The organism is Pseudonocardia sp. DxW, from assembly GCF_058448985.1.
This window is the reverse complement of record NZ_JBZFLK010000011.1, coordinates 39,139-60,578: the sequence shown is the minus strand read 5'-3', so window position 1 is coordinate 60,578 and position 21,440 is coordinate 39,139. Positions and strand designations below refer to the sequence as shown.

General features: G+C 75.2%; 20 protein-coding genes. 5 read left to right on the top strand and 15 right to left on the bottom strand.

Annotation, left to right across the window (positions count from 1 at the left end; translation table 11 throughout):
- The first annotated feature begins 6 nt into the window (after positions 1–6).
- The gene (locus ACVJO7_RS18280) at positions 7–972 is read left to right on the top strand and encodes an alpha/beta fold hydrolase (RefSeq protein WP_491673886.1); all 966 of its coding nucleotides are present in this window, start codon (positions 7–9) and stop codon (positions 970–972) included.
- Here the strand turns inward: ACVJO7_RS18280 and ACVJO7_RS18275 are convergent.
- From ACVJO7_RS18275 to ACVJO7_RS18265, 3 genes are all read right to left on the bottom strand, one after another.
- The gene (locus ACVJO7_RS18275) at positions 915–4,328 is read right to left on the bottom strand and encodes an arabinosyltransferase domain-containing protein (protein WP_491673885.1); all 3,414 of its coding nucleotides are present in this window, start codon (positions 4,326–4,328) and stop codon (positions 915–917) included. The genes ACVJO7_RS18280 and ACVJO7_RS18275 overlap by 58 nt on opposite strands.
- Positions 4,329–4,402: 74 nt before the next feature.
- A complete protein-coding gene (locus ACVJO7_RS18270; RefSeq protein ID WP_491673884.1) occupies positions 4,403–5,044 on the bottom strand; it encodes an antibiotic biosynthesis monooxygenase in 642 nt (213 codons plus the stop codon).
- 171 nt (positions 5,045–5,215) lie between these two features.
- A complete protein-coding gene (locus ACVJO7_RS18265) occupies positions 5,216–6,613 on the bottom strand; it encodes an APC family permease (protein WP_491673883.1) in 1,398 nt (465 codons plus the stop codon).
- A gap of 94 nt (positions 6,614–6,707) precedes the next feature.
- On the opposite strand from ACVJO7_RS18265, the gene ACVJO7_RS18260 reads away from it, so the two are divergent.
- Positions 6,708–7,442, top strand: coding sequence for a 2-phosphosulfolactate phosphatase (locus ACVJO7_RS18260; RefSeq protein WP_491673882.1), 735 nt, complete (start codon positions 6,708–6,710; stop codon positions 7,440–7,442).
- A 2-nt stretch (positions 7,443–7,444) separates the two neighbouring features.
- Here the strand turns inward: ACVJO7_RS18260 and ACVJO7_RS18255 are convergent, their stop codons facing one another.
- Entirely contained in the window at positions 7,445–8,020 is a 576-nt protein-coding gene (locus tag ACVJO7_RS18255) for a Fic/DOC family protein (RefSeq protein WP_491673881.1), read from the bottom strand.
- Positions 8,017–8,205 (bottom strand): antitoxin VbhA family protein, encoded by a 189-nt coding sequence (locus ACVJO7_RS18250; RefSeq protein WP_491673880.1) that lies wholly within the window; start codon positions 8,203–8,205, stop codon positions 8,017–8,019. The genes ACVJO7_RS18255 and ACVJO7_RS18250 overlap by 4 nt, the downstream gene beginning before the upstream one ends.
- 141 nt (positions 8,206–8,346) lie before the next feature.
- On the opposite strand from ACVJO7_RS18250, the gene ACVJO7_RS18245 reads away from it, so the two are divergent.
- Together ACVJO7_RS18245 and ACVJO7_RS18240 are read left to right on the top strand one after the other, a co-directional pair.
- Positions 8,347–9,303 (top strand): esterase/lipase family protein, encoded by a 957-nt coding sequence (locus ACVJO7_RS18245; RefSeq protein WP_491673879.1) that lies wholly within the window; start codon positions 8,347–8,349, stop codon positions 9,301–9,303.
- 38 nt (positions 9,304–9,341) lie between these two features.
- Positions 9,342–9,998: a pentapeptide repeat-containing protein gene (locus tag ACVJO7_RS18240; RefSeq protein WP_344017590.1), complete on the top strand. Its 657-nt coding sequence runs from the start codon at positions 9,342–9,344 to the stop codon at positions 9,996–9,998.
- Positions 9,999–10,002: 4 nt separating this feature from the next.
- Here the strand turns inward: ACVJO7_RS18240 and ACVJO7_RS18235 are convergent, their stop codons facing one another.
- From ACVJO7_RS18235 to ACVJO7_RS18190, 10 genes are all read right to left on the bottom strand, one after another.
- Positions 10,003–10,668, bottom strand: a complete 666-nt coding sequence (locus ACVJO7_RS18235; RefSeq protein WP_491673878.1) for a hypothetical protein — start codon at positions 10,666–10,668, stop codon at positions 10,003–10,005.
- A gap of 69 nt (positions 10,669–10,737) precedes the next feature.
- The gene (locus ACVJO7_RS18230; RefSeq protein WP_491673877.1) at positions 10,738–11,205 is read right to left on the bottom strand and encodes a hypothetical protein; all 468 of its coding nucleotides are present in this window, start codon (positions 11,203–11,205) and stop codon (positions 10,738–10,740) included.
- Positions 11,206–11,293: 88 nt separating this feature from the next.
- Complete coding sequence (locus ACVJO7_RS18225; protein ID WP_491673876.1) at positions 11,294–11,995, bottom strand: hypothetical protein; 702 nt, start codon at positions 11,993–11,995, stop codon at positions 11,294–11,296.
- A gap of 107 nt (positions 11,996–12,102) precedes the next feature.
- On the bottom strand, positions 12,103–13,032 hold the full coding sequence (locus tag ACVJO7_RS18220; RefSeq protein ID WP_491673875.1) for a hypothetical protein: 930 nt from the start codon (positions 13,030–13,032) through the stop codon (positions 12,103–12,105).
- A gap of 123 nt (positions 13,033–13,155) precedes the next feature.
- Entirely contained in the window at positions 13,156–14,136 is a 981-nt protein-coding gene (locus ACVJO7_RS18215) for a 5-oxoprolinase subunit C family protein (protein ID WP_491673874.1), read from the bottom strand.
- On the bottom strand, positions 14,133–15,005 hold the full coding sequence (locus ACVJO7_RS18210) for a 5-oxoprolinase subunit B family protein (RefSeq protein WP_344017583.1): 873 nt from the start codon (positions 15,003–15,005) through the stop codon (positions 14,133–14,135). The genes ACVJO7_RS18215 and ACVJO7_RS18210 overlap by 4 nt, the downstream gene beginning before the upstream one ends.
- Positions 15,005–16,357 (bottom strand): acetyl-CoA carboxylase biotin carboxylase subunit, encoded by a 1,353-nt coding sequence (locus ACVJO7_RS18205; protein WP_491673873.1) that lies wholly within the window; start codon positions 16,355–16,357, stop codon positions 15,005–15,007. Before ACVJO7_RS18205 ends, ACVJO7_RS18210 begins: the two co-directional genes overlap by 1 nt.
- Before the next feature lie 10 nt (positions 16,358–16,367).
- Complete coding sequence (locus tag ACVJO7_RS18200) at positions 16,368–16,613, bottom strand: acetyl-CoA carboxylase (protein WP_344017581.1); 246 nt, start codon at positions 16,611–16,613, stop codon at positions 16,368–16,370.
- 11 nt (positions 16,614–16,624) lie between these two features.
- Positions 16,625–17,347, bottom strand: coding sequence for a LamB/YcsF family protein (locus tag ACVJO7_RS18195; protein ID WP_344017580.1), 723 nt, complete (start codon positions 17,345–17,347; stop codon positions 16,625–16,627).
- A 22-nt stretch (positions 17,348–17,369) separates the two neighbouring features.
- Complete coding sequence (locus ACVJO7_RS18190; RefSeq protein ID WP_491673872.1) at positions 17,370–19,772, bottom strand: xanthine dehydrogenase family protein molybdopterin-binding subunit; 2,403 nt, start codon at positions 19,770–19,772, stop codon at positions 17,370–17,372.
- A 105-nt stretch (positions 19,773–19,877) separates the two neighbouring features.
- On the opposite strand from ACVJO7_RS18190, the gene ACVJO7_RS18185 reads away from it, so the two are divergent.
- Entirely contained in the window at positions 19,878–21,383 is a 1,506-nt protein-coding gene (locus ACVJO7_RS18185; RefSeq protein ID WP_491673871.1) for a PucR family transcriptional regulator, read from the top strand.
- The last annotated feature ends 57 nt before the right edge of the window (positions 21,384–21,440 follow it).

The following is a 21,440-nucleotide window of genomic DNA, read 5'->3' as shown; positions in this document are numbered from 1 at the left end:
ACAGCGGTGCCGCACTCCCAGGGCACACCGGGCCACGTCCGCACCCGGGACGGCCGCACGCTGTTCCTGCAGCGCACACCCGGTCCGCCCGGGATGCCGACGGTCGTCCTGGAAGCCGGGATGGGGGCCACCCGGTCGTCCTGGGCCGCGGTGCAGCGCGCGATCGCCGGGCGTGCCCCGGTCGTCGTGTACGACCGGTCCGGGCTGGGCCGCAGCGCCCCCGATCCGGGCCCGCGGATCCTGCACCGGCTCGCGATGGACCTGAACGACGTCCTCGACCGGATCGGCGCCGACCGCTACCTGCTCGCCGGGCACAGCTGGGGCGGCCCGGTGGCGCGGGTCGCCGTGGCCGCCCGCCCGGAGCGGGTGGCCGGGCTGGTCCTGGTCGACCCGACCGACGAGGGCTGCGAGCTGTACTTCACCCGGGAGTTCGCGGTGCAGGAGCGGATCACCGCGGCGCTGCTGCCGGCGCTGGCCCGGACCGGCCTGCTCCGCCGGGCGTCGGCGCCGATGCGGCGCGGGCTGCCCGCCGACGCGGCCGCGGACCTGCGCGCCGAGTGGCTCTCCCCGGCCGGCGTCGCCGGTCATCTCGCCGAGGCCGCGTCCACCGTGACCGACCTGCGCGCGCTGCGCGCCGACCCGCCGGACACCGGCGCCGTCCCGGTCACCGTCATCTCCGGGACGGCGGCGACCGGGACCGGCCGCCGGGTCCGGGCCGCGCTCAACGCCGCGCACGCCGTCCGCGCCGCGCTCGGGCCGGAACGCCGGCACGTGCTCGCGCTGCGGTCCGGGCATCTGGTCCCGGTCACCGAGCCGGACCTGGTCGCCGGCGAGATCCTCCGGCTGGCCGGGGCGACGGCCGTGACCGGGCCGGCGGCGGCCGAGAGCCCGGACCGGGCCCGGCCGGCGCCGGGTCAGCGGCTCGGGGACGGGATGCCCGGCGGCGGCTCCGGGAGCGGCCCCGAGCTGTAGGTCCCGGCGCGCAACCGGTCGGTGCGCTCCAGCGTGGGACCGACGGCGCCGGGCCGGTACGGCTGGATCGACTGCACCTTGCCCCAGTCCCGGGCGGGGTCGCCCTCCAGGTAGGTGGGCAGCTCGTTCTGCTTGCCGATCACGGTGATCCAGCCGAGCGGGCCACCGGCCTGCGGGCTGGACCAGCCCTCGCCGTCGGACCGCATCCGGCTGCCGTCGGCCTGCAGCCGGTACGCCGGGATCTCGGCGATCCCGCCCGAGGTGGCGAACGGGCGCAGGCAGGGGCTGGCCAGCGACACCGGGTACTCCAGGAACATCGGCTGGTCCGCGACCACGGTGGACAGCGGGGCGAGCTGCGGGGCGCGCAGCGGTGCGACGGCCAGCCAGCCGTCGGCACCGACCGAGTTGTCCTGCACCACCATCCGCACCTCGGTGGCGCTGCGGGCGGCCTCCGGGATGTCGAACCGCAGCTCCCGCCACGGCATCTCCTCGCCGCGGCCGTCGTCGAGAGTGGTCTGCTCCACGACCCGGACCCGGCCGTCGTCGAGCCGGGTCGCGTACTGGATCGTCAGCCGGTTGCCGCCGCCGAGCCGGCCGGCCGCCGTCACCACCAGGGGGGTCGTGCCGGCCCGTTGGTCCGCGGTGAGCTCGGCCCACGGCGTGCGCAGGGTGCCGGTGTTCTGGCCGGACGGGTCGAAGCTGCCGAACGCCGGGGCCACGTCGCTGCCCAGCCCGCCGGACAGCACGTACTCGAACCCGGAGACGCCGGTGCCGCCGCCGGTCGGCGGGAGCCCGTCGCGGCGGAACCCGGATCCGCCGCTGGTCGGGTTGAGCAGCTCCGCGTCCGGGCTGTTCGGCGGCACGACGCCGGGCGGCAGCGGGGCCGGGGTGGCGGTCGCCTCCCCCGGCGGGGGCGGCGGGGCGACGGTCGGGAGCAGATCGGGGTTGGCGGGCGGGGCCATCCCGCTCGGTTCCGGTGCCGGGGTGAGCACGCCGTCGGCCGGTCTGCGTTCGGCGTAGACCTGGCTGGCCAGCCCGCAGGAGCCGCCGAACGGGTGGGTCAGCGCGTCGGCGCCCATCGACCAGGAGCCCGCCTGGTTCTGCATCGCCGCGGTCATCGACCACAGGTTGAACGTCACGAGCATCCCGCAGAGCACGGCGAGCGGGGCGGAGGTGAGCCGCAGCCTGCGGGTGGCGGCCAGTGCCGCCGAGGCGTCCCGCCGCCAGTCCCGGGCCCGCCACCAGCGGCCGACCAGCGGCAGCCGGCCGATCGCGCGTTCCAGCCCGGCGAGCTGGTCGGGATGGCGTTCCTCGCGGATGCCGCGCAGGTGTTCGACGCCGGCGCCGGCGGCCAGCAGCAGCGCCGCGAACAGCAGCACCGTGGAGACCTCGAAACCGCCGAACATCAGCTGCTCGTCGGCCCAGGGGACGCCCCAGTTGTTGGTGTACCACCAGGTGTTCGGCCCGGCGGCGCTGAGCGCGGCGACCAGGAACGCGGCCGAGAGGAAGGCGAGCCGGTTGCGCAGCGACCGCAGCGCGTCCGATCCGGTCGCGATCGCGGCCAGCGCGACCATCCCGGCGCCGAGCCCGACCAGGTCGCCGAAGTGGTGGGTCCACTTCGTCGGCGTCATCGCGAAGATCAAGAACGAGATGATCGTGCTGCCGATCAGCCGCTGCGCGGGGCCGAGCGCGGCGCCCGGGATCCGGGAGCGGCGGATCAGCACCGCGACGCAGGCCAGCGTGCACAGCATGACCAGCAGGATCGGGAAGCGGCGGGCGATCGAGCCGTCCGCGGTGCCGGCGAACAGCGGCGCGTAGCGGTTCTCGATCTCGGTGTACCAGGGCCAGTCCGGGCCGATGTCGGAGCGGATCCGGGTGGACTCGATGACCGCGGCCCAGCTCTGGTCCGCCCAGGCGATCATCAGGATCGCGGTGCCCGCGGCGAGCAGCGGGGCGAGCACCGGGACCGGGCCGAACGCCCGCACCCGGCTGCTGAGCAGCCGCCACAGCGGCCGGACCGCGGCCAGGAACGGGGCGACGGCGATCAGCCCGGCCGGGTTCGCGCCGACCGCCATCGACGCGGCGAACAGGCCGAGCGCGAGCGGCAGCAGCCGCTGCAGGGCGACCGCCCGCTCGACGCACACCAGCGCGAGCAGCGAGCACACCACGACCACCGGTTCCGGGCGCAGGCCGGAGTTGTAGGCCATCCAGAACGCCAGGAACACCGCGGCGGCGGCCCAGGTCGCGGCGTGCGAGCGGCGGGCCTGCCTGCCCAGCCGGGGCAGCAGGCCGCGCGACACCAGCCACCACGCGGTGATGCCCATCAGCACCGACGGCAGCCGCAGCCACAGCAGCGAGTCCGAGACCTGCACCCAGAGCGCGTAGAGATCGTAGAACCAGCCGAAGGGCGCCTCGGCGGCGTCGTACCAGCGGTAGTAGTTGCCGACGTAGCCCGAGCTCGGGACGTCCCGGACGATGCCGAGGGTGAAGCCGTCGTCGGAGGTCTGGCCGCCGATCGCCATCCAGACGAACAGCACCGCGGTGACCACGAGATCGACCGGGCGTGGACGGGCCCGGGACCACCAGCGGCGCAGCCGCGGCGGCCACCGCCCGGCGAGCCCGCCGACGGCCTCTCGCCCGGCCCGGTGCGGGCTGCGGCCGAGCCGGCGGTCCACCCCGGCGAGAGCGAGCAGCGAGCCGACCAGTGCGACGCTCGCCACGACGGTCGCCGCCGTCTTCCAGACCGACGGGCTGGTGTCGAAGCGGGTGTCCGGGCTGATCCGGACGGCGGTGTCGGCGAGCGGATCGAGGTCGGCGTCCAGATCGGAGTAGACGCCGACCGACTGCGGCCGCAGGTCGCCCTCGAAGGTCTGCGCCCCGGAGCCGAGATCGACGGTGCTGGACCGGGCGTCGGAGGTGATCCGCACCTGCGTCGGGCCGTCCCGCAGCGGCGCCGCCACCAGCTCCTGCCCACGGTTGACCAGCAGCAGCCTGCCGTCGGAGACCGACAGCGACATCCCGGAGCGGGCGCCCTCCGGCGACTCGGGCGGCACCGTGGACACCACGGTCGCCGGGCCGGGGGTGCGCGCGTCCAGGCTGCGGATCGCCTCGGCCGGCACGGTGACCGACATCGACTCCGGGCGCAGCGCGACCAGCGGGGCGTTGACGTCGGCTGTGCCGGTGGACGGCGACGGCCAGACGATCGTGTTCTCGTGCTGGATCACCGGGAGGAACGGCACGGCGACGGCCAGCACGAAGGCGAGCAGGCCGAGCCCGCCCGCCCAGCGCAGGCGGAGGCGGTCACGTGCGGTGTCGACCGGCTCCCGTTCCGCGACCGTCGGTTCCGAGGTGAGCACCGAACGACGGTAGCGACCGCGCAACGGACGGTCCGGGGGCCCCCGTGGATGATCAGCCGGGCGGATGTGCCGGGTCAGCCGGCGGGGCTGAGGTGCCGGTCCCGGAACCGTCGGCCGTGCAGCCACCAGCCGAGCAGCCGGGTGATCCGGGGCAGGATCAGGTACACCATCAGCGGGGTCAGCACGAGGGTCAGCACCGCGGTGCGCGGCACCACCGGCCAGTCCGCGATCAGCGCGCCCAGGGTGACGGTGGCGAGCAGGTTCAGCGGGAAGAACGCCAGCCAGATGGTGGTCGCCTGCTTCCAGCGCGGCGGGCCGGCCTGCACCGGGCCGACGGCCTCGACCTGCTCGGGGGCGTCGAACCAGCCCTCGATGCCGGTGCGGCGCTCGGCGCGGGTCATCTCGGCGAGGCCCTGCGCGGAGCCCAGCCACCAGCGGCGTTCCGGGCTGGCCTCCCAGCCGGCCAGCGAGTCCGGGGAGTCGAAGCGGGCGAGCATGTGCCACTCGTCGGACCCGCCGCGGGTGCGGACCCAGCCGCCGCCGAGGAATCCGGGGAAGCCCTCGGCCAGCAGCAGCCCGGAGCGGATCCAGGCGACCATCTCGGTGGCGTGCCCGGGATCGGCGCGGCGGGTGAACGAGACGGTGACGGGGGCGGTGGTCGCGTCGGCGGGGGTGGTGCCGGGCGAGCGGACGCCGGTGGGGGTGTCAACGGCCATAGCGGAATGGTGGCCCCACCGGCCCGCGGTCGCACCCCACCCGCCGAAGGTCACATCGGGGGCGCGGCGCTTCACCCGGGTTCGCACGGGTTCGTCCGGTTCGCACGGGATCGGATCCCGTGCGGACGCCGCGATCCCGTGCGGACGGCGGCCGCGCGGGGCGGTGGCGGCTCAGCGGCCGGTCGCGGCGACGAGGCGGCTCTCGGCGTCGGGGCCGGGGCCGGTCTCCGGGAAGCGGGTCAGGAAGTAGAGCCCGGCGAGCCACCAGGTGCCGACGATCGTCCACTCCGGCAGGCCGAGCGCGGCCGGCATCCCGGGCAGGTAGAGCGACAGCAGCACCAGGCTCGCCACGGCGGCGGTCGTCCCGATCACCGGGCCGCCGCGCACCCGGAACGGCCGCACCAGCCCGGGCTCGCGGCGGCGCAGCACCAGGAAGGTCACCGCGACCATGGTGAAGCCCATCGTGATGGTGAGGCCGCCCGCGTTCACCAGCCAGGTCAGCATGTTGTCGCCGAACAGCGGCGCGAGCACCGACAGCCCGCCGATGAACAGGATCGCGTGCGTCGGCGTGCGGAACCGCGGGTGCACGAACGCGAACCAGCGCGGCAGCATGCCGGACGCCGCCATCGCGTAGACCAGCCTGCTCGCCCCGATCAGGAAGGCGTTCCAGCTGGTCAGGATGCCGGCGATGCCGCCGAGCACGAGCAGCGTCCCGAACGCCGGATGCCCCCACAGGACACCCATGGCGTCGGCGGCGGCGAGCTGGGAGCCGCCCAGCGCGTCGTCGCCGAGTGCGAACCCGGTCCCGACCACGATGACCACGTAGAACGCGATCGCCATCAGCACCGACACCACCAGCAGCCGTCCGATGTGCCGCTCGGGCAGGTCGATCTCCTCGGCGGACTGCGGGATGACGTCGAAGCCGACGAACAGGAACGGCACCGCCACCAGCACCCCGAGGATGCCGGCGAACCCGCCGGTGAGCCAGGGCTCCGCGGTCGCGGCGCTGCCGCCGACGACGGTGCCGGTCAGCATCACGATCCCGACGCCCACCAGGAACGCGACCGCGATCGTCTGGGCGACGGCGGCCGGCCGGATCCCCACGTAGTTCAGCCAGGTGGTGACGACGGCGCCGACGATCCCGACCAGCGCCCAGGTGGCGTACACGTCGTAGCCGGCGACCGTCCACAGCAGGCCGGCGTTGAGATCGGGGAACAGGTACAGCGCCGTCTCGGGCAGCGCGACGGCCTCGAACGCGACGACCGACAGGTAGCCGAGCACCATCGCCCAGGACGCGACGAACGCCCAGCGCGATCCCAGCGCGCGCAGCACGTAGTGGTGCTCGCCGCCGGCCTTCGGCAGCGCCGACACCAGCTCGGCGTAGGTGAGTCCGACGACGGCCATCACCGACCCGCCGAGCACGAAGGCGAGCGCGGCACCCGCGGTCCCGGCACCGCTCACCCACTCGCCGGCCAGTACGACCCAGCCGAAGCCGATCATCGCGCCGAAGCCGACGGCGAGCACGTCCGCCCGGCCCAGCGCCTTGACGAAGGTCTGGTCGTTGCCCATCGCGACAGCGTCCGGGACGAGCGTTTCGTTCCGATAGGGTCCAGATCGTCGCGTCCGGGCGCCGGTACGCACCACTCCGTCGGGGGGACCAGCGATGTCCGGCGTGCACGGCCAGGACGGCCACCGGATCCGGTTCGACTGGGGACCGGTCGGCGCCGCCGCCACCGCCGGCGACCTGCTGGTGGCCGTCGACGTGCTGAGCTTCAGCACGACGCTGTCGGTCGCGGCGGACCGCGGCGTGCCGGTCGTCCCGTGCCGGTGGTGCGACGGGCGCGCGGCGGATCTCGCGCGGGCGCACCGGGCGACCCTGGCCGTCCCGCGCTCGGCGGCCGGGCCGGGCGAGGTCAGCCTGTCCCCCGGCACCGTCCGGGCCGCGGCCGGGCTGCAGCGGCTGGTGCTGCCCTCGCCCAACGGTTCCGCGATCGCCGCCGCGGCGCGCGGGCCGGTGCTCGGGGTGTCGCTGCGGAACCGGGCGGCCGCCGCGGACCGGATCCGCCCGCTGCTGGAGCGCGGCCTGCGGATCACCGTGGTCGCCGCGGGCGAGCGGTGGCCGGACGGGTCGCTGCGCCCGGCCGTGGAGGACCTGTGGGGCGCGGGGGCGCTGATCGCGGCGCTGCCCGCCGACGGCCGCTCCCCCGAGGCGGCCGCGGCGGCCGCCGCGGCCGGGCCGGTGCTCGCCGACCCGGCCGGGATGCTGCCCGGCTGCGCGAGCGGGCGGGAGCTGGCCGCCATCGGGTTCGGCGACGACGTCGAGGTGGCCGCGGAGCTGGACGCCGGGACCGCGGTGCCGGAGCTGCGGGACGGGGTGTTCGAGCCGGACCGGCGGTGAGCTCAGGGCGCGAGAGCGCGGTCGAGCAGTGCGCGCAGCGGTGCCCGGTCCCCGGCCGCGGCGGCCCGGGCGGCGGCCGCGGCGGTGACCGTGTCCTGGCCGTCCCAGGACAGCGGCCGGCCGGCCTCCCGGGCGAGCTGCCCCAGGAAGGTCCGCTGGGCGCGGCCGTTGCCCTCGCGGAACGGGTGCAGGTCGTTCAGCTCGGCGAGCAGGGTGGTGAGACCGTCGAGCACCGCGGCGCGGTCCCGGCCGCGCCAGGGGCCCCCGGCGGCGAGCCGGGCGAAGATCCCGTCGGCGGTGTGGCGGATCAGCTCCGGCGCGCAGAACGGGCGGCCGCTGCGGGCCAGGGTGACCGTGCGGAGGGTGCCGGCCCAGGGGTAGACGTCGGAGAAGATCCGCCAGTGCACGTGCTGCAGATGCGCCAGGTCGTAGCCGCCGGGCACCGGGGAGCGTTCGATCCCGGCGATGCGCAGGGCCGAGAGGCGCCGTTCGACCGCGGCGAGCTCGGCCGCGTCGGTGATGCCGAGCCGGTTGCGGAGGACGCCGTGTTCGAGATCGAGGTACGGATCGAGGCTCACCGGTAGCGGGCGAGCACCTGCCCGACCGCCTCGTCGACGGTCAGCTCCTCGCGGGCGACCGCGTCGAGCAGGGCCTGCCCGTCCCGGTCGATCTCCAGCCCGTCGACCGCCATGCTGCCCGCCGCGTACCGCACGGCTTCCGCCCAGGTCGGGGCCCGGACCGCGGGCGCGGTGGAGGACGTCACCGGCACAGCGTAACCCAGCCACGCCGGGTGTGGCCGGTGCCGCGGGTGTCGTATCCGGCCACCCGTCCGGAGCAGCGCGCATCCCTTCCCGTCACCGGTCGTTGTACCCACCGGTAACACGGACGCGAGGAGGCGGCAGCGATGAACCGGCGGCGATGGGGTGCGATCGCGTCGATCGCGCTGGCGACCCTGGTGGTCGGCACGGCGATGGTGACCCCCGCGCAGGCCGCCCCGGCGGTGCCCGCACAGCTTCCCGGCCGGCTGACCGACCCGCTGACGGACCTGATCGATCCGCCGCCGCCGGGCTCCAACGACTGGACCTGCACGCCGACCGCGGAGCACCCGAACCCGGTGGTGCTGGTGCACGGGCTGTCGGCGAACCAGGCGAACAACTGGGCCTACGTCGCCCCGCAGCTCGCCGCGCGCGGGCACTGCGTGTTCTCGCTGACCTACGGCCGCAATCCGCTGGCCCCGCCGCCGCTGACCCAGGTCGGTGGGCTGGCGCCGATGGAGGACAGCGCGCGGGAGCTGGCCGGGTTCGTCGACCGGGTGCTGGACGCGACCGGCGCGGAGAAGGTCGACGTCGTCGGCCACTCCGAGGGCTCGCTGATGCCGAACCACTGGGTGAAGTTCCTCGGCGGGGCCGAGGTCGTCGACCGCTACGTCGGTCTCACCCCGCTGTGGGACGGCACGAACACCGCCGGGCTGGCGTTCCTCAACCGCACCGGGCAGCAGCTCGGGCTCGGCCCGGCGATCGGGCTGGTGCTGGATCCGCTGTGCGCCTCGTGCCGGCAGTTCCTGCGCGGATCGGACTTCCTGACCGAGCTGAACTCCGGTGGCGGGCCGCGGGTGGACGGCGTCACCTACACGATGATCCTGACCCGGTACGACGAGCTGGTCGTCCCGTACACCTCCGGGCTGATGGACGGCGCGACGAACATCGTGCTGCAGGAGGGCTGCCCGGCGAACCTGGCCGAGCACGTCGCGGTCGCGTTCGACCCGGTCACCCTGCAGCACATCACCAACGCGCTCGACCCGGCGAACGCCCAGCCGGTCCGCTGCTTCCCGGTCGGGCCGGACGCGCCACCGGCGACCTGAGCGCCGGACCGGTCGGTGGGCCGTGCCAGGCTGCCGGGGTGACGACCGCCGAGACACTCATCGCCGCCGTCCGGTCCGGGGAGCCGGTGCACGATCCCGACCTGCCGGAGGGCGATCTGCGGGAGGTCGACCTGGCCGGGCTGCAGCTGCGCGGCGGCTCGCTGGCCGGGGCGGACCTGCGCGGTGCGCGATTGGACCGGGCCCGGATCTCGGGGACCTCGCTGGCCGGGGCCGACCTGCGGGAGGCGGACCTGACCGACGCCGTGCTGGACGGGGTGGACCTGTCGGGCGCGCGGTTCGCCGGCGCGCTGCTCGGGGACACCCGCTTCGAGGGGTGCCGGATGATCGGTGCCGTGCTGCGCGGCGTGCGCGGGCTCGCCGCGTCGTTCGTGCTGTCCGGGTGCAACCTGCAGATCGCCGATCTCGGCGATCTCGCGCTGCGCGGGCTGCGGGTCAGCGGGTGCGACCTGTCCGAGGCCGATCTGTCCGGTGCCGACCTGCGGACGGTGGTCTTCGACCGGTGCCGGCTGCGCGGGACCGTGCTGCGGGCGGCCCGGCTGGACCAGGCCGACCTGCGCACCAGCGACCTGGGCGAGATCACCCCGGACACCCCGCGGGAGCTGCGCGGCGCGGTCGTCTCGCCCGGTCAGGCCGCGGCGATCTGCGCCGCGCTCGGGCTGACCGTGCTGGAGTAGCGCCTCAGCGCATCCGGTCCAGGCTGTCCTCGACCTGACCGGCGACCCACGGGTCCAGCTCGCAGTCCGGATCGTCCGGCCCGGCCAGCGCGACCGGCCCGAGCCGCAGCAGGTCCGACGACGTGCAGGTGGCACCCGGGTCCGCGACGGGATCGCCGGTGCGGTCGGCGTCCAGCGGTGCCGGGACGACCGGCCGGGACGAGCCGGCCGACCGCTGCTGCTCGGCCTGCGCCTCGTGGTAGGCGGCGAACTCGGCGTCACCGGCGGCGCGGGCCTGGGCGGCCCGCTCCTCGGCCTGGGCGCGCAGCTGTTCGGCCACGGTGCTCACCTCGGCGGCGGCCTGCGCGTCCATCGACTGCCGGGCCTGCGTCGCATCGCGGGCGCCCCCCACCGCGTCCATCAGCAGCTCGCCGCGGCCCGGGAGGGCGCCGGGGCCCGCGGTGCCGGTCCCGGTGACCGGTGCCGCGGCCGTGCCGGGCGGTCCCGCGGCGGGCTCGATCTCGGCCTCGGCCACCGGCAGGGTCGCCGCGGCCGGGGCGGGCGCCGGGCTGTCCCCCGGTGCGGCACCGGCCAGCAGACCTGCGGCGACGCCGGCTCCGCCGAGCAGCGGGACCGTGCCGAGCAGGGCGCGGTGGCCCGGTGTGGTGGGTGTTCGATGCCGTCCGGTCATCGTGATCGCCTCCCGTCCCCGACTCCGTATCCCGAACGGTCCGGGGCGAAACACCGGGTCGGCTCCGGTTCAGTTTCCGGTGGCGTCGAGGAGCTGAGCGTCGATCCACGGATCGTGCGAGCGCTCCCGGCCCTGCTCGTCGAGGTAGCCGCAGTCGCGGTTGGTGATCCGGTGCGGATCGGCCGGGTCGTCGAACCGGGGTGGGCCGTCGAGGTCGCAGCCGGCGGCCGCGGCGGGCCCGCGGCTGTCCTGCCGGGCCGCGGCACGCACCGCGTCACCGGCGGCCGTGGCGACCGCGTCGGTGGCGGGGAGGTGCAGCACCGGTGCCGCACGCGGGACCAGCACGGCCGGGCCCCCGACGCCTGCCCCCTGGGTGAGCGCGGGGGCGCCGACACCGGTGAGCAGCCCGCCGCCGACGACCACCGTGACCAGGGCGACCACCGCCGCGGCCGCCGCGACGACGACCGGCAGCGCCTCGAGCAGCGCGCGGCGGGTCGGGGCGCGGCGTACCCGCCGCGCGCGGTGACGTCCGCCCATCAGCGTCCCTCCGGCTGGTCCGAACAGCTCAACGGATCCGTCGATGATGGCGGGCGCGCGGCCGGACCGCGACCGCCCGGATGGCTGGTCACTCTCCGGTGGCCCCGGGCTGCTCCCCCGGCGGGTTCGCGGGGCCGTCGCCGGTCGGCGCGAGCCGGTCGGAGCCCGGGCCGGGCGGCTCCGCCGGTTCGGGCCCGGCCGGGGCGGGCGGTGCCGGCTCGGGCTCGGTGGGGACGGGCGGATCGGGCTCGGCCGGGGCCGGTCCGGCGGGTGGGGGTGGCTCCGCCGCGGTCCGGGCCCGTTCCCGGCGGAGCTCCTCCTCGGCGGCCCGGCGCTGCTGCGCGGCCCGTTCCCGTTCCTGGCGGGCCTGCTCCGCCGCACGCTCCTCGGCGGCGGCCCGCACGGTGACCGCGCGGACGGCGTCGCCCGCGGCGCGGGCGGCCGGATCGCCGGCCAGGATCGCCTCGCCGGGCACCGCGCCGCGCGGGGCCGTGGTGCGGGGCGGGGCCGTCCGGGACGGGCCCGGTGTCGGCTCCGGGCCGTCCGCGACGGCCGGGGGCCGGTCGGCGAACGTCGGGATCGGCACGCTGTCCCCGATCCGCTCGTCGGCCGGTGCGGCGCGGCCGGTGAGCAGGCTCGCGACGACGGCGACCGTCACCAGCAGCAGCGGGATCCCGCCGTACAGGACCGTCCGCCACGGTCCGGGACGGCCCGGGCCGCGGCGCGGCCGGGTGTGCCCGGCCCGGGGAGCGGCGCCGTGGGACTCGGGCAGGCGATGGCGTGGCGCCATCAGGAGCAATCAGTACGGCCGATCGGACCAATCATGCTGATCACGATGACGGGCGGGGTGCGCCGCGGTCATGCGCCGAACGGGTGGGTGCGCTGCCCGGCCGGGGGTCAGTCCGGGATCAGCGAGAGCGCCGGGCCGGGGACCCGCACGTCGAGCTCCGCGGACTCCTGCAGCTTCAGCCGGAGCCGGAGCAGGGCGCCGCTCTCGCCCGCGCCGCGAACCTTCTGCCGGACCTCGTCGCGGGTGTCCCGGCCGGGGCGGTCGGCGCGCTGACGGGGTGCGCTGCCGGGTGGGGTGGCGCTGCGCGATGGTGCCGGGTCGGCCGAGCGCTGCTGCGGGACGACCGGGGCGGGTTCGGTCCGGGGCTGCGGCGCCGGCGGGGGTGTGCGGTCGCGGCCCGGTGCGGCGGGGCCCGCACCCGGGCCGGCAGGGCCAGTCCCGGCAGGGCCAGTACCGGCAGTGCCCGCACCGGCTGAGCCCGCACCGGCAGCGCCCGCGGCAGCCGGGCCGGTACCGGGAGAACCCTGGCCACCGGAGCCCGCAGAGCCCGCGGCAGCCGGACCCGCGGGACCGGTGCCGGCCGGACCGGCACCGGCACCGGCACCGGCACCGGCACCGGCAGTACCCGAGCCGGATCCCGACCCGCCGGATCCCCCGGCGCCCGCGTCCGCAGAACCCGAGCCGGCGGTACCCGAGCCGGCGGTACCCGAGCCGGCCGGACCCGCTGCGGATCCCCCGGCGCCCCGGCCCACGGCGGCCGGCGCGGTCGCGGCGGCGCCGGCCGCCTCCCCGGCGGCGAGCGCGGGACCCGGTGCACCCGTGGCGTCGGGCGCGGCCGGGATCCCGTCGGGGGTGCCTGCGGTCGTGCCCGGCTCGGGCGCGGACGTGTCCGGCTCCGGGGCACGGTCGGCGGGCCGGTCCGGCCCGGACCCGAGCACCACGGCCGCGGCGAGCGCGACCGCGCCGATCGCGGGGATCGCGACCGCGAGGATCCTCCGGGCCAGGCTCGTGCCCGCCGTGCTCCGGTGCCTGCCCATGGTGCGCCGACCGCCTCCCCGCGATGTTCCGGTACGACCGAGCGTCGAGTCTGGACCAGATGATCGCGTTCGGCCACCCCGGACGGGTGAGTCACATACCTCGGTCCGGCGGAACCGGGGCCGTCAGGTCAGCGCCGCGTACAGCCGGGCGAGGCGGTCCTTCCGCTCGGCGCGCAGCCCCAGCGCGGTCTCCAGGTCGACCTCGACGAACCGGGTGCGGGTCCGCGGCGCCGACTGGGCGACCACGTCGAGATCCCCGGAGATCACTGTCGCCACCATCATGTAGCCGCCGCCGGACACCGCGTCGCGGTGCAGGATGATCGGCTCCACGCCGCCCGGCACCTGGATGGAGCCGATCGGGTACGGCGAGTCCACGATGTTCGACGGGTCCTGCCCGGCCCCGAACGGCGGCTCCCGGTCGACCGTCTCCAGCTGCCCACCGGCGTAGCGGAAGCCCATCCGGTCGGCGACCGGGGTCAGCGTCCAGGTGGTGTCCAGGAAGGTGGCCCGGCCGGCGTCGGTGAGCCGGTGGTCGTAGAGGCCCATCACGACGCGCACCTCGACGTCCTTGGACGTCGACGTCCGCAGGTCCTCGGGCACCACCAGGCCGGCCCGCCCGGACCCGCCGGAGCCGATCGGCAGCACGTCGCCCTCGGCGATCGGGCGGCCGTCCACCCCGCCCAGCGAGCCGATCACGTAGGTGGAGTGGCTGCCCAGGTCGACCCGGGTGTCCAGGCCGCCGGACACGGCCAGGTAGGCCCGCGCACCGGACTTGAGGTAGTCGAAGTCGAGCACGTCGCCCTCGGCGACGGCGAACGACTCCCACTGCGGCCGGGCCTCCCCGTTCACCCGCGGCGCGATCGCCGCACCGGTCACGGCGACCACGGCCGGTCCGGTGAAGCGCAGCTCCGGGCCCATGTAGACGATCTCGAGCACGGCGTCGTCGGGCGAGTTGCCGACCAGCGCGTTCGCCGCGGCGAGCGAGTACTGGTCCAGCGCGCCCGACGGCGGGATGCCCAGGTGGTAGTAGCCCGACCGGCCGCCGTCCTGCACCGTGGTGGACAGGCCGGGCTTGCGGACCTCGATCGACGTCGTCGCGCTCACGTCAGGACCTCCAGCAGGCGCTTGTTGTAGCCGTCCGGGTCGTCCAGGAACGGCTGCAGGTCGAACTCGACCGGCCGGGTGGTGATGCGGTACTCCCCCGCCTCGGCCTTCGCCTCGGCGTCGTCGTACTCGTCCCGGTCGATCGGCCGGAACTTGACCATGTCACCGGGCCGCATGAACACCTTGTGCTCGGTGAAGTCCGGCTTGGTCTGGCGCGGGTCGTAGATCGGGGCCGGGGTGATGCCGAACATCTGGTAGCCGCCCGCCCCGCGCACCGAGTAGATGCAGGAGAAGCAGCCGCCGTAACCGACGGTCTGCTTCGGGGTGTCGGTGCGCGGCCGCAGGTACTTGGGGACGACGATCTGCCGCTCGCGGGGCACCATCTGGTACTTGAACGGCAGCCCGGCGACGAACCCGACCATCGAGGTGAACCACGGGGAGCCGGAGTGCGCGGCGATGAACTCGTCGACGCCGGCGTAGCCGTTGATGCGGGCCGCGTACTCGATGTCGGTGGCGTCCGGGTCCTGGTGGCGGTCCCGGAAGCGCAGCAGCGTCTCGGTGGTCCACGGGTCCTGGTAGAGCACCGGGATCTCGACGACCCGGCAGTTCAGGGTGACGCCCAGCGCGTCGCCGACCCGCGCCTCGAGCTCCTTGAGGTGGGTCAGGAACCCGTGCGGCTCCAGCACGTCGGGGTCGTAGCGCACCTGGTAGGACGCGTTCGCCGGGCAGATCTCCAGGATACCGTCCGGCCGTTCCTCCTGCAGCAGGTTGGTGATCGCGACGGCCTTGAAGTTGGCCTGCAGGCTCATCTCCTCGGCCAGCTCGACGAACACGAACTCGTCGCCGCCCCAGCTGTAGCGGGCGCTCATCAGGTCTCCTTCCGTTCGGCCAGCCACTGTTCGAGGGTCCCGGTGTGGAAGTCGGCCGCGCCGACCCACGGCTCGTCGACGAGCTCGCGGAGCAGCCCGACGGTGGTCGGGATGCCGGCGACGGTGAACTCGTCCAGCGCGCGGCGGGACCGGGCCAGCGCCTCGTCGCGGTCGATGCCCCACACGACGACCTTGGCCAGCAGCGAGTCGTAGTAGGGCGGGACGGCCGCGTCGGGTTCGAGCCAGGTGTCGCAGCGCACCCACGGCCCGGCGGGCAGGGTGATCCGGCCGACCGGGCCGGGCTGGGGCATGAAGTCCTTGGTGGGGTCCTCGGCGTTGACCCGGTACTCGATGGCGTGCCCGCGCCGCTCGATCCGGTCCTGGCTGAACCGCAGCGGCTCGCCGGCGGCGATCCGCAGCTGCTCGGCGACCAGGTCGATCCCGGTGACCAGCTCGGTCGTCGGGTGCTCGACCTGGATCCGGGTGTTCATCTCGATGAAGAAGAACTCCCCCGTCGTGTCGTCGACCAGGAACTCGACGGTGCCCGCCGAGGTGTAGCCGACCTCCCGGCACAGGTCGACCGCGGCGGTCGTCATGGCTTCCCGGGTGGCCGCGGAGATGCCCGGGGACACCGCCTCCTCGACGACCTTCTGCCGGCGCCGCTGCAGCGAGCACTCCCGCTCGAACAGGTGCACCGCGTCGGAGCCGTCGCCGAGCACCTGGACCTCGACGTGCCGGGCGCGCTCGACGAACCGCTCCAGGTACATGGTGCCGTCGCCGAACGCCTTCTGGGCCTCGGTGGACGCCTGCCCGAACGCGCTGCGCAGGCCGGCCTCGTCCTGCACCACCCGGATGCCGCGCCCGCCGCCGCCGGCGGCGGCCTTGAGCATCACCGGGTAGCCGGTCTCGCGGGCCGCCTCGACCGCCGCGTCGGCGTCGGCGACGCCGCCGGGGGTGCCGGGCACCGTCGGGACCCCGGCGGCCCGGGCGACCTCGCGGGCGGCGACCTTGTCGCCCATCCGCTCGATCACCGAGCCGGCCGGGCCGACGAAGGTCAGCCCGGCGTCGGCGACGGCCGTCGCGAACGACGCCCGCTCGGACAGGAAGCCGTAGCCGGGGTGCACGGCGTCCGCCCCGGTCTCCTTCGCCGCGGCCAGGATGGCGTCGGTGACCAGGTAGGACTTCGACGCCGGCGACGGGCCGATCTCGACCGAGGTGTCGGCCAGCCGGGTGTGCAGCGCGTCGCCGTCCGCCTTCGAGGCCACCGCGACCGTGGATATCCCCAGGTCGCGGGCGGCTCTGATGATGCGGACGGCGATCTCGCCGCGGTTGGCGACGAGCAGCTTTCTCATCCGGGACCCCTCAGCCGATCTCGACGACCGCCACCGGCTGGCCGGCGTCCACCTCGTCCTCGTCGCCGACCAGGAACTCGACGAGCGTGCCGGACACGCCGGCCGGGATCTGGTGGAACGACTTCATGACCTCGACCAGGCCGACGGCCTGGTCGTCGGTGACGGTGCTGCCGTCCTCGGCGAACGGCGGGCTGTCCGGGTCGGGACGGCGGTAGAAGACGCCGGGGATCGGGGAGACGACCTCATGACGGGGCACGTACGAACTCCTCAGTTCAGGTGGGATTTCAGCGCGGCGTGGACGGCCTCGGCCAGCTCCACCGCGTTCGGGGTGTCGGAGTGCACGCACACCGAGTCGGCGCGCACGGTGAGCTCCTTGCCGTTCTCCGAGGTCGCCTTCCCCTCGGTGACCGCGCGCAGCGCGCGCTCCGCGGACCGCACCGGGTCGAACGCCTGGTGCTCCCGGGTGATGATCAGCGAGCCGTCGTCGCGGTAGTCGAGATCGGCGTAGTACTCGGCGATGAACCCGGCGGCGCGGTCGCCCCACACCTGCTCGTGCACGGTGCCGACCATCCCCATCAGGGGTGCGCCGAAGACGTCCGCGGCGTCCGCGATCGCCTGCGCCACCTCCGGGTCACGGGAGGACATCCCGTAGAGCGACCCGTGCACCTTCACGTGGTTGAGGTCCATGCCCTCGGCACGCAGGAAGCCCGACAGCGCGCCGATCTGGTACACGACGGCGGCGGTCAGCTCCTCCCGGTCCATCTTCATCTCACGCCGGCCGAAGCCCTCGCGGTCGGGCAGTGACGGGTGCGCGCCGACCCTGACCCCGTGCCGCTTGGCGAGCTTCACGGTCCGGGTCATCACCCGGGGATCGGACGCGTGGAACCCGCACGCCACGTTGGCGACGGTCACGTAGGGCATCAGCCCCTCGTCGTCGCCGCAGTGGTAGATCGAGAACGACTCGCCCATGTCGCAGTTGATGGCCACCATGTCCGGCCTCCTCCTTACGGGTTCAGGCAGTCTGCTCGCTCGCCTGCTTGATCGCCCGCCAGACGGCCTGCGGCGTCGCGGGCATGTCGACGTGGGTGACCCCGAGGTGCGCGACGGCGTCGATCACCGCGTTCACCACCGCCGGGGACGAGCCGATCGCGCCGGACTCGCCGATCCCCTTGACCCCCATCGGGTTCGTCGGCGACGGCGTGACGGTCTGCTCCAGCTCGAAGTGCGGCAGGTCGGTCGCCGCGGGCACGGTGTAGGACGCCAGGTTGCCCGCGGTCGGGTTGCCGGCGTCGTCGAACGTGGCGTGCTCGTAGAGCGCCTGGCCGATGCCCTGGGCGATGCCGCCGTGCAGCTGGCCCTCGACGATCGTCGGGTTCACCACGACGCCGCAGTCGTCGACGGCGACGTAGCGGCGGATCCGGGTGAAGCCGGTCTCGGTGTCGACCTCGGTCACGCAGACGTGCGTGCCGAACGGCCAGGTGAAGTTCGGCGGGTCGAACGCCGAGTCGGCGGTCAGGTTGGGCTCCATGCCGTCGGGCAGGTTCGCGGCCAGCGAGGCGGCCCCGGCGACCTCCTGGATGGTCACCGACGGGCCGGCGGTGCCGGCGACCTGGAACCGGCCGGCCTCGAACTCGAGGTCCTTCTCATCGGCCTCCAGCAGGTGCGCGGCGATCAGCATCGCCTTGTCCAGCACCTTCCCGGCGGCCAGGTGCACGGCGGTGCCGCCGACGGCGAGGCTGCGCGAGCCGTAGGTGTCGCGCCCGAACGGCGCGATCAGGGTGTCGCCGTGCAGCACCTCGACGTCGTCGGGGTGCACGCCGAGCTGGTCGGCGACGATCTGCGACCAGGCGGTCTCGTGGCCCTGCCCGTGCGGCGAGGTGCCGGTGACGACCTCGACCTTGCCGCTGGTCGTCATCCGGACGGTGGCCTGCTCCCAGCCGCCGGACTGCAGCCGCACCCCGGCCGCCACCTTGGACGGCGACAGGCCGCCGGACTCGGTGAAGTTGCCGAAGCCGATGCCGATCTGCACGGCGTCGCCGGACTCGCGCCGGGTCCGCTGCTCCTCGCGCAGCTTCTCGTAGTCGACGAGCTCCATCGCCTTGCGCATGCAGGTCTCGTAGTCGCCGGAGTCGTACTGGACGCCGGACGGGACGGTGCGCGGCTCGTCGAACTTGGGGTGCAGGTTGCGCAGCCGCACCTCGGCGGCGTCCATGCCCAGCTCGCGGGCCAGGTCGTCCATGATCCGCTCGTGGCCGTAGGCGGCCTCGGAGCGGCCGGCGCCGCGGTAGGCGTCGGTCGGGGTGAGGTTGGTGAACACGCCGCGGCAGGTGAAGGAGTAGCTGCCGAAGTCGTAGAGCCCGCAGAAGGTGAAGGCGCCGAACACGGCGATGCCCGGGGTGAGGAGCTGCAGGTAGGCGCCCATGTCGGCGAGCAGCTCGATCTTCATCCCGAGGATCTTGCCGTCGGAGGTGGCGGCGACCGAGATGTCCTGGATCTGCCCGCGGCCGTGCGTGGTGGCCTGGTGGTGCTCGGAGCGGGTCTCGGTCCACTTGACCGGCGCGCCGAGCTTGCGGGCGAGGACGAGCGCGAGGAACTCCTCGGCGTAGACGTTGAGCTTGGCGCCGAAGCCGCCGCCGACGTCCGGGGCGATCACCCGGATCTTGGTGTCGGCGATCCCGGTGACCGCGGCCAGGATGTCGCGGACGAAGTGCGGGACCTGGGTGGCGGTGTAGACGGTGAACCCGCCGCCGACCTGGTCCGGCACGCAGACCACGGCGCGCGGCTCCATCGGCGAGGCGATCACCCGCTGCTGCAGGTACCGCCCGGAGACCACGACGTCGGCCTCGGCGAACGCGGCGTCGACGTCGCCGGTGGCGAGCGGCCAGGTGTAGCAGTGGTTGGTGCCCAGCTCGGTGTGCACCAGCGGGGCGTCGTCGGCCAGCGCGTCGGCCATGTCGACGACGGCGGGCAGCTCGTCGTACTCGACCTCGACCAGGTCGGCGGCGTCCCGGGCGGCGCGCGCGCTGGAGGCGAGGACCACGGCGACGCCGTCGCCGACGTGGTTGACCTCCTCGCGGGCCAGCGGGCGGTGATCGGGGATCTTGATGTCCTCGGTGACCGGCCAGCCGCAGGGGATGCCGGCGAGGAACTCGTGGTCGACGTCCTCGGCGGTGTAGACGGCCCGGACGCCCTCCTGCTCGCGCGCGGCGGCGGTGTCGATCGACACGATCTTCGCGTGCGGGAACGGGCTGCGGACGACGGCCAGGTGCAGCGTCCCCGGCGGGCTGATGTCGTCGGTCCAGGTCGCCCGGCCGGTCAGCAGTGCCGGGTCCTCCTTGCGGGGCAGGCTCGTCCCGACGTAACGCGGCGCAGAGCCCAGGCTCGTTCCGCCTGCGCTCCTCTCGGCAGTGGTCACGCTCGAACTTCCCTTCGACGACGATCCGTGCCGGACAGCGTGATCCACGACACCGGGTCGCGGTAGTGTCCTGATCGTCTAGTTCAGCGTTCGCGACACTCCAACATGTCAGGGGGACCCGTGCCGGTCACGCTGCGGGATCTGTGTACCGACCGCAGCCTCGGTCTGCGGCCCGCGTGTCCCGCCGCGGATCTGGATCGTCGTATCTCCTGGGTGCACTCGTCGGAGCTGTCCGATCCCACCCCGTACCTCGACGGCGGCGAGCTGCTGCTCACCACCGGCCTGGGGCCGGCCGCCGATCCGGCCGCCTACGTCCGGCGGGTCGCCGCGCACGGGCTCGCGGCGCTCGGGTTCGGCACCGGGCTGGGGCACGACGAGCACCTCCCGGCGGTCGCCGCGGCCTGCGAGCACGAGGGGCTGCCGCTGATCGAGGTGCCCGAGCGCACCCCGTTCCTGGCGTTGACCAGGGCGGTCACCGAGGCCCGCGCGGCCGAACGGTACGCCGAGGTGGTGCGCACCGACGAGGCCCAGCGGGCGCTCACCGCGGCCGCGCTCGGGGACGACCGCGCCGAGAGCACCGGCCGGGTGCTGGACCGGCTCGCGGAACGCCTGGAGGCGTGGGTGCTGGTCTCCGACGCCGACGACCGGGTCCGGCACGCCGCGCCGCGCCAGGCGTCCCGGCGGGCGGTCGCACTGGCCGGCGAGATCACCCGGGTCCGCGAGCACTCCGGCCCGTCCAGCGTGACCGTGTCCGCCGGTGACGGGCAGGTCGTGCTGCAGCCGGTCCGGCTGATCGGCCCGGCGGTGCTCGTGGTCGGACGGAACCGGCAGTTCAGCCCGGTCGACCGGCAGGTGATCGGCTCGGCGGTGTCGGTGCTGACCCTGGCGCACGCGCGCACCGCCGCGGCCGGGCGGGCCGAGCAGCGGCTGCGCACCGCGGTGCTGCGCAGCCTCGCCACGCTGCCCGACTGCGGCGCCGACCGGGTGCTCGCCGACACCTGGGGCGCGCTGCCCGACGGCGACCTGGTCGCGATCGCGCTCGGCGGGCGGCCCGCCGCGGGCCGGCTGGACGTGCTGGTCGACGCGCTCGAACGGGCGTCGGTCGGGTTCCACGCCGAGCTGGACGGGCAGGTCGCCACGATCGTCGGTGCGGACGCGGTGGAGCCCGTGCTGAGCCTCGCCGCCCAGGTCCGCGGGGTGCGGGCCGGGATCTCCGATCCGGCGCCGGTGACCCACCTCGGCCGGGCGCTGCGGGAGGCGGGGCGGGCGCTGGACGCCGCCGAACGCCGGGACCGCGCGGTGATCCGGTTCTCCGACCTGGCCGGCAGCGGCCTGTCCGCGCTGGTGATCCCGGAGGACGCGGCCGCGTTCGCCGAGTCGGTGCTCGCCCCGCTGGTGCGGCACGACACCGAGCGCCGCGGCGACCTGGTCGCCTCGCTGCGCGAGTGGCTCGCCCACCACGGGCAGTGGGATCCGGCCGCGGCCCGGCTGGGCGTGCACCGGCACACGCTGCGCTCCCGGATCGAGAAGGCCGGCGCACTGCTGGGCCGCGACCTCGACTCCCCCGGGGTGCGGGCCGAGCTCTGGTTCGCCCTGCACGCGCCGGCCTGAGCCCCGCCCCGAACCTTGACCTGTAGTGAGCTACAGCTCCTAGCGTCGTCGGCGCCG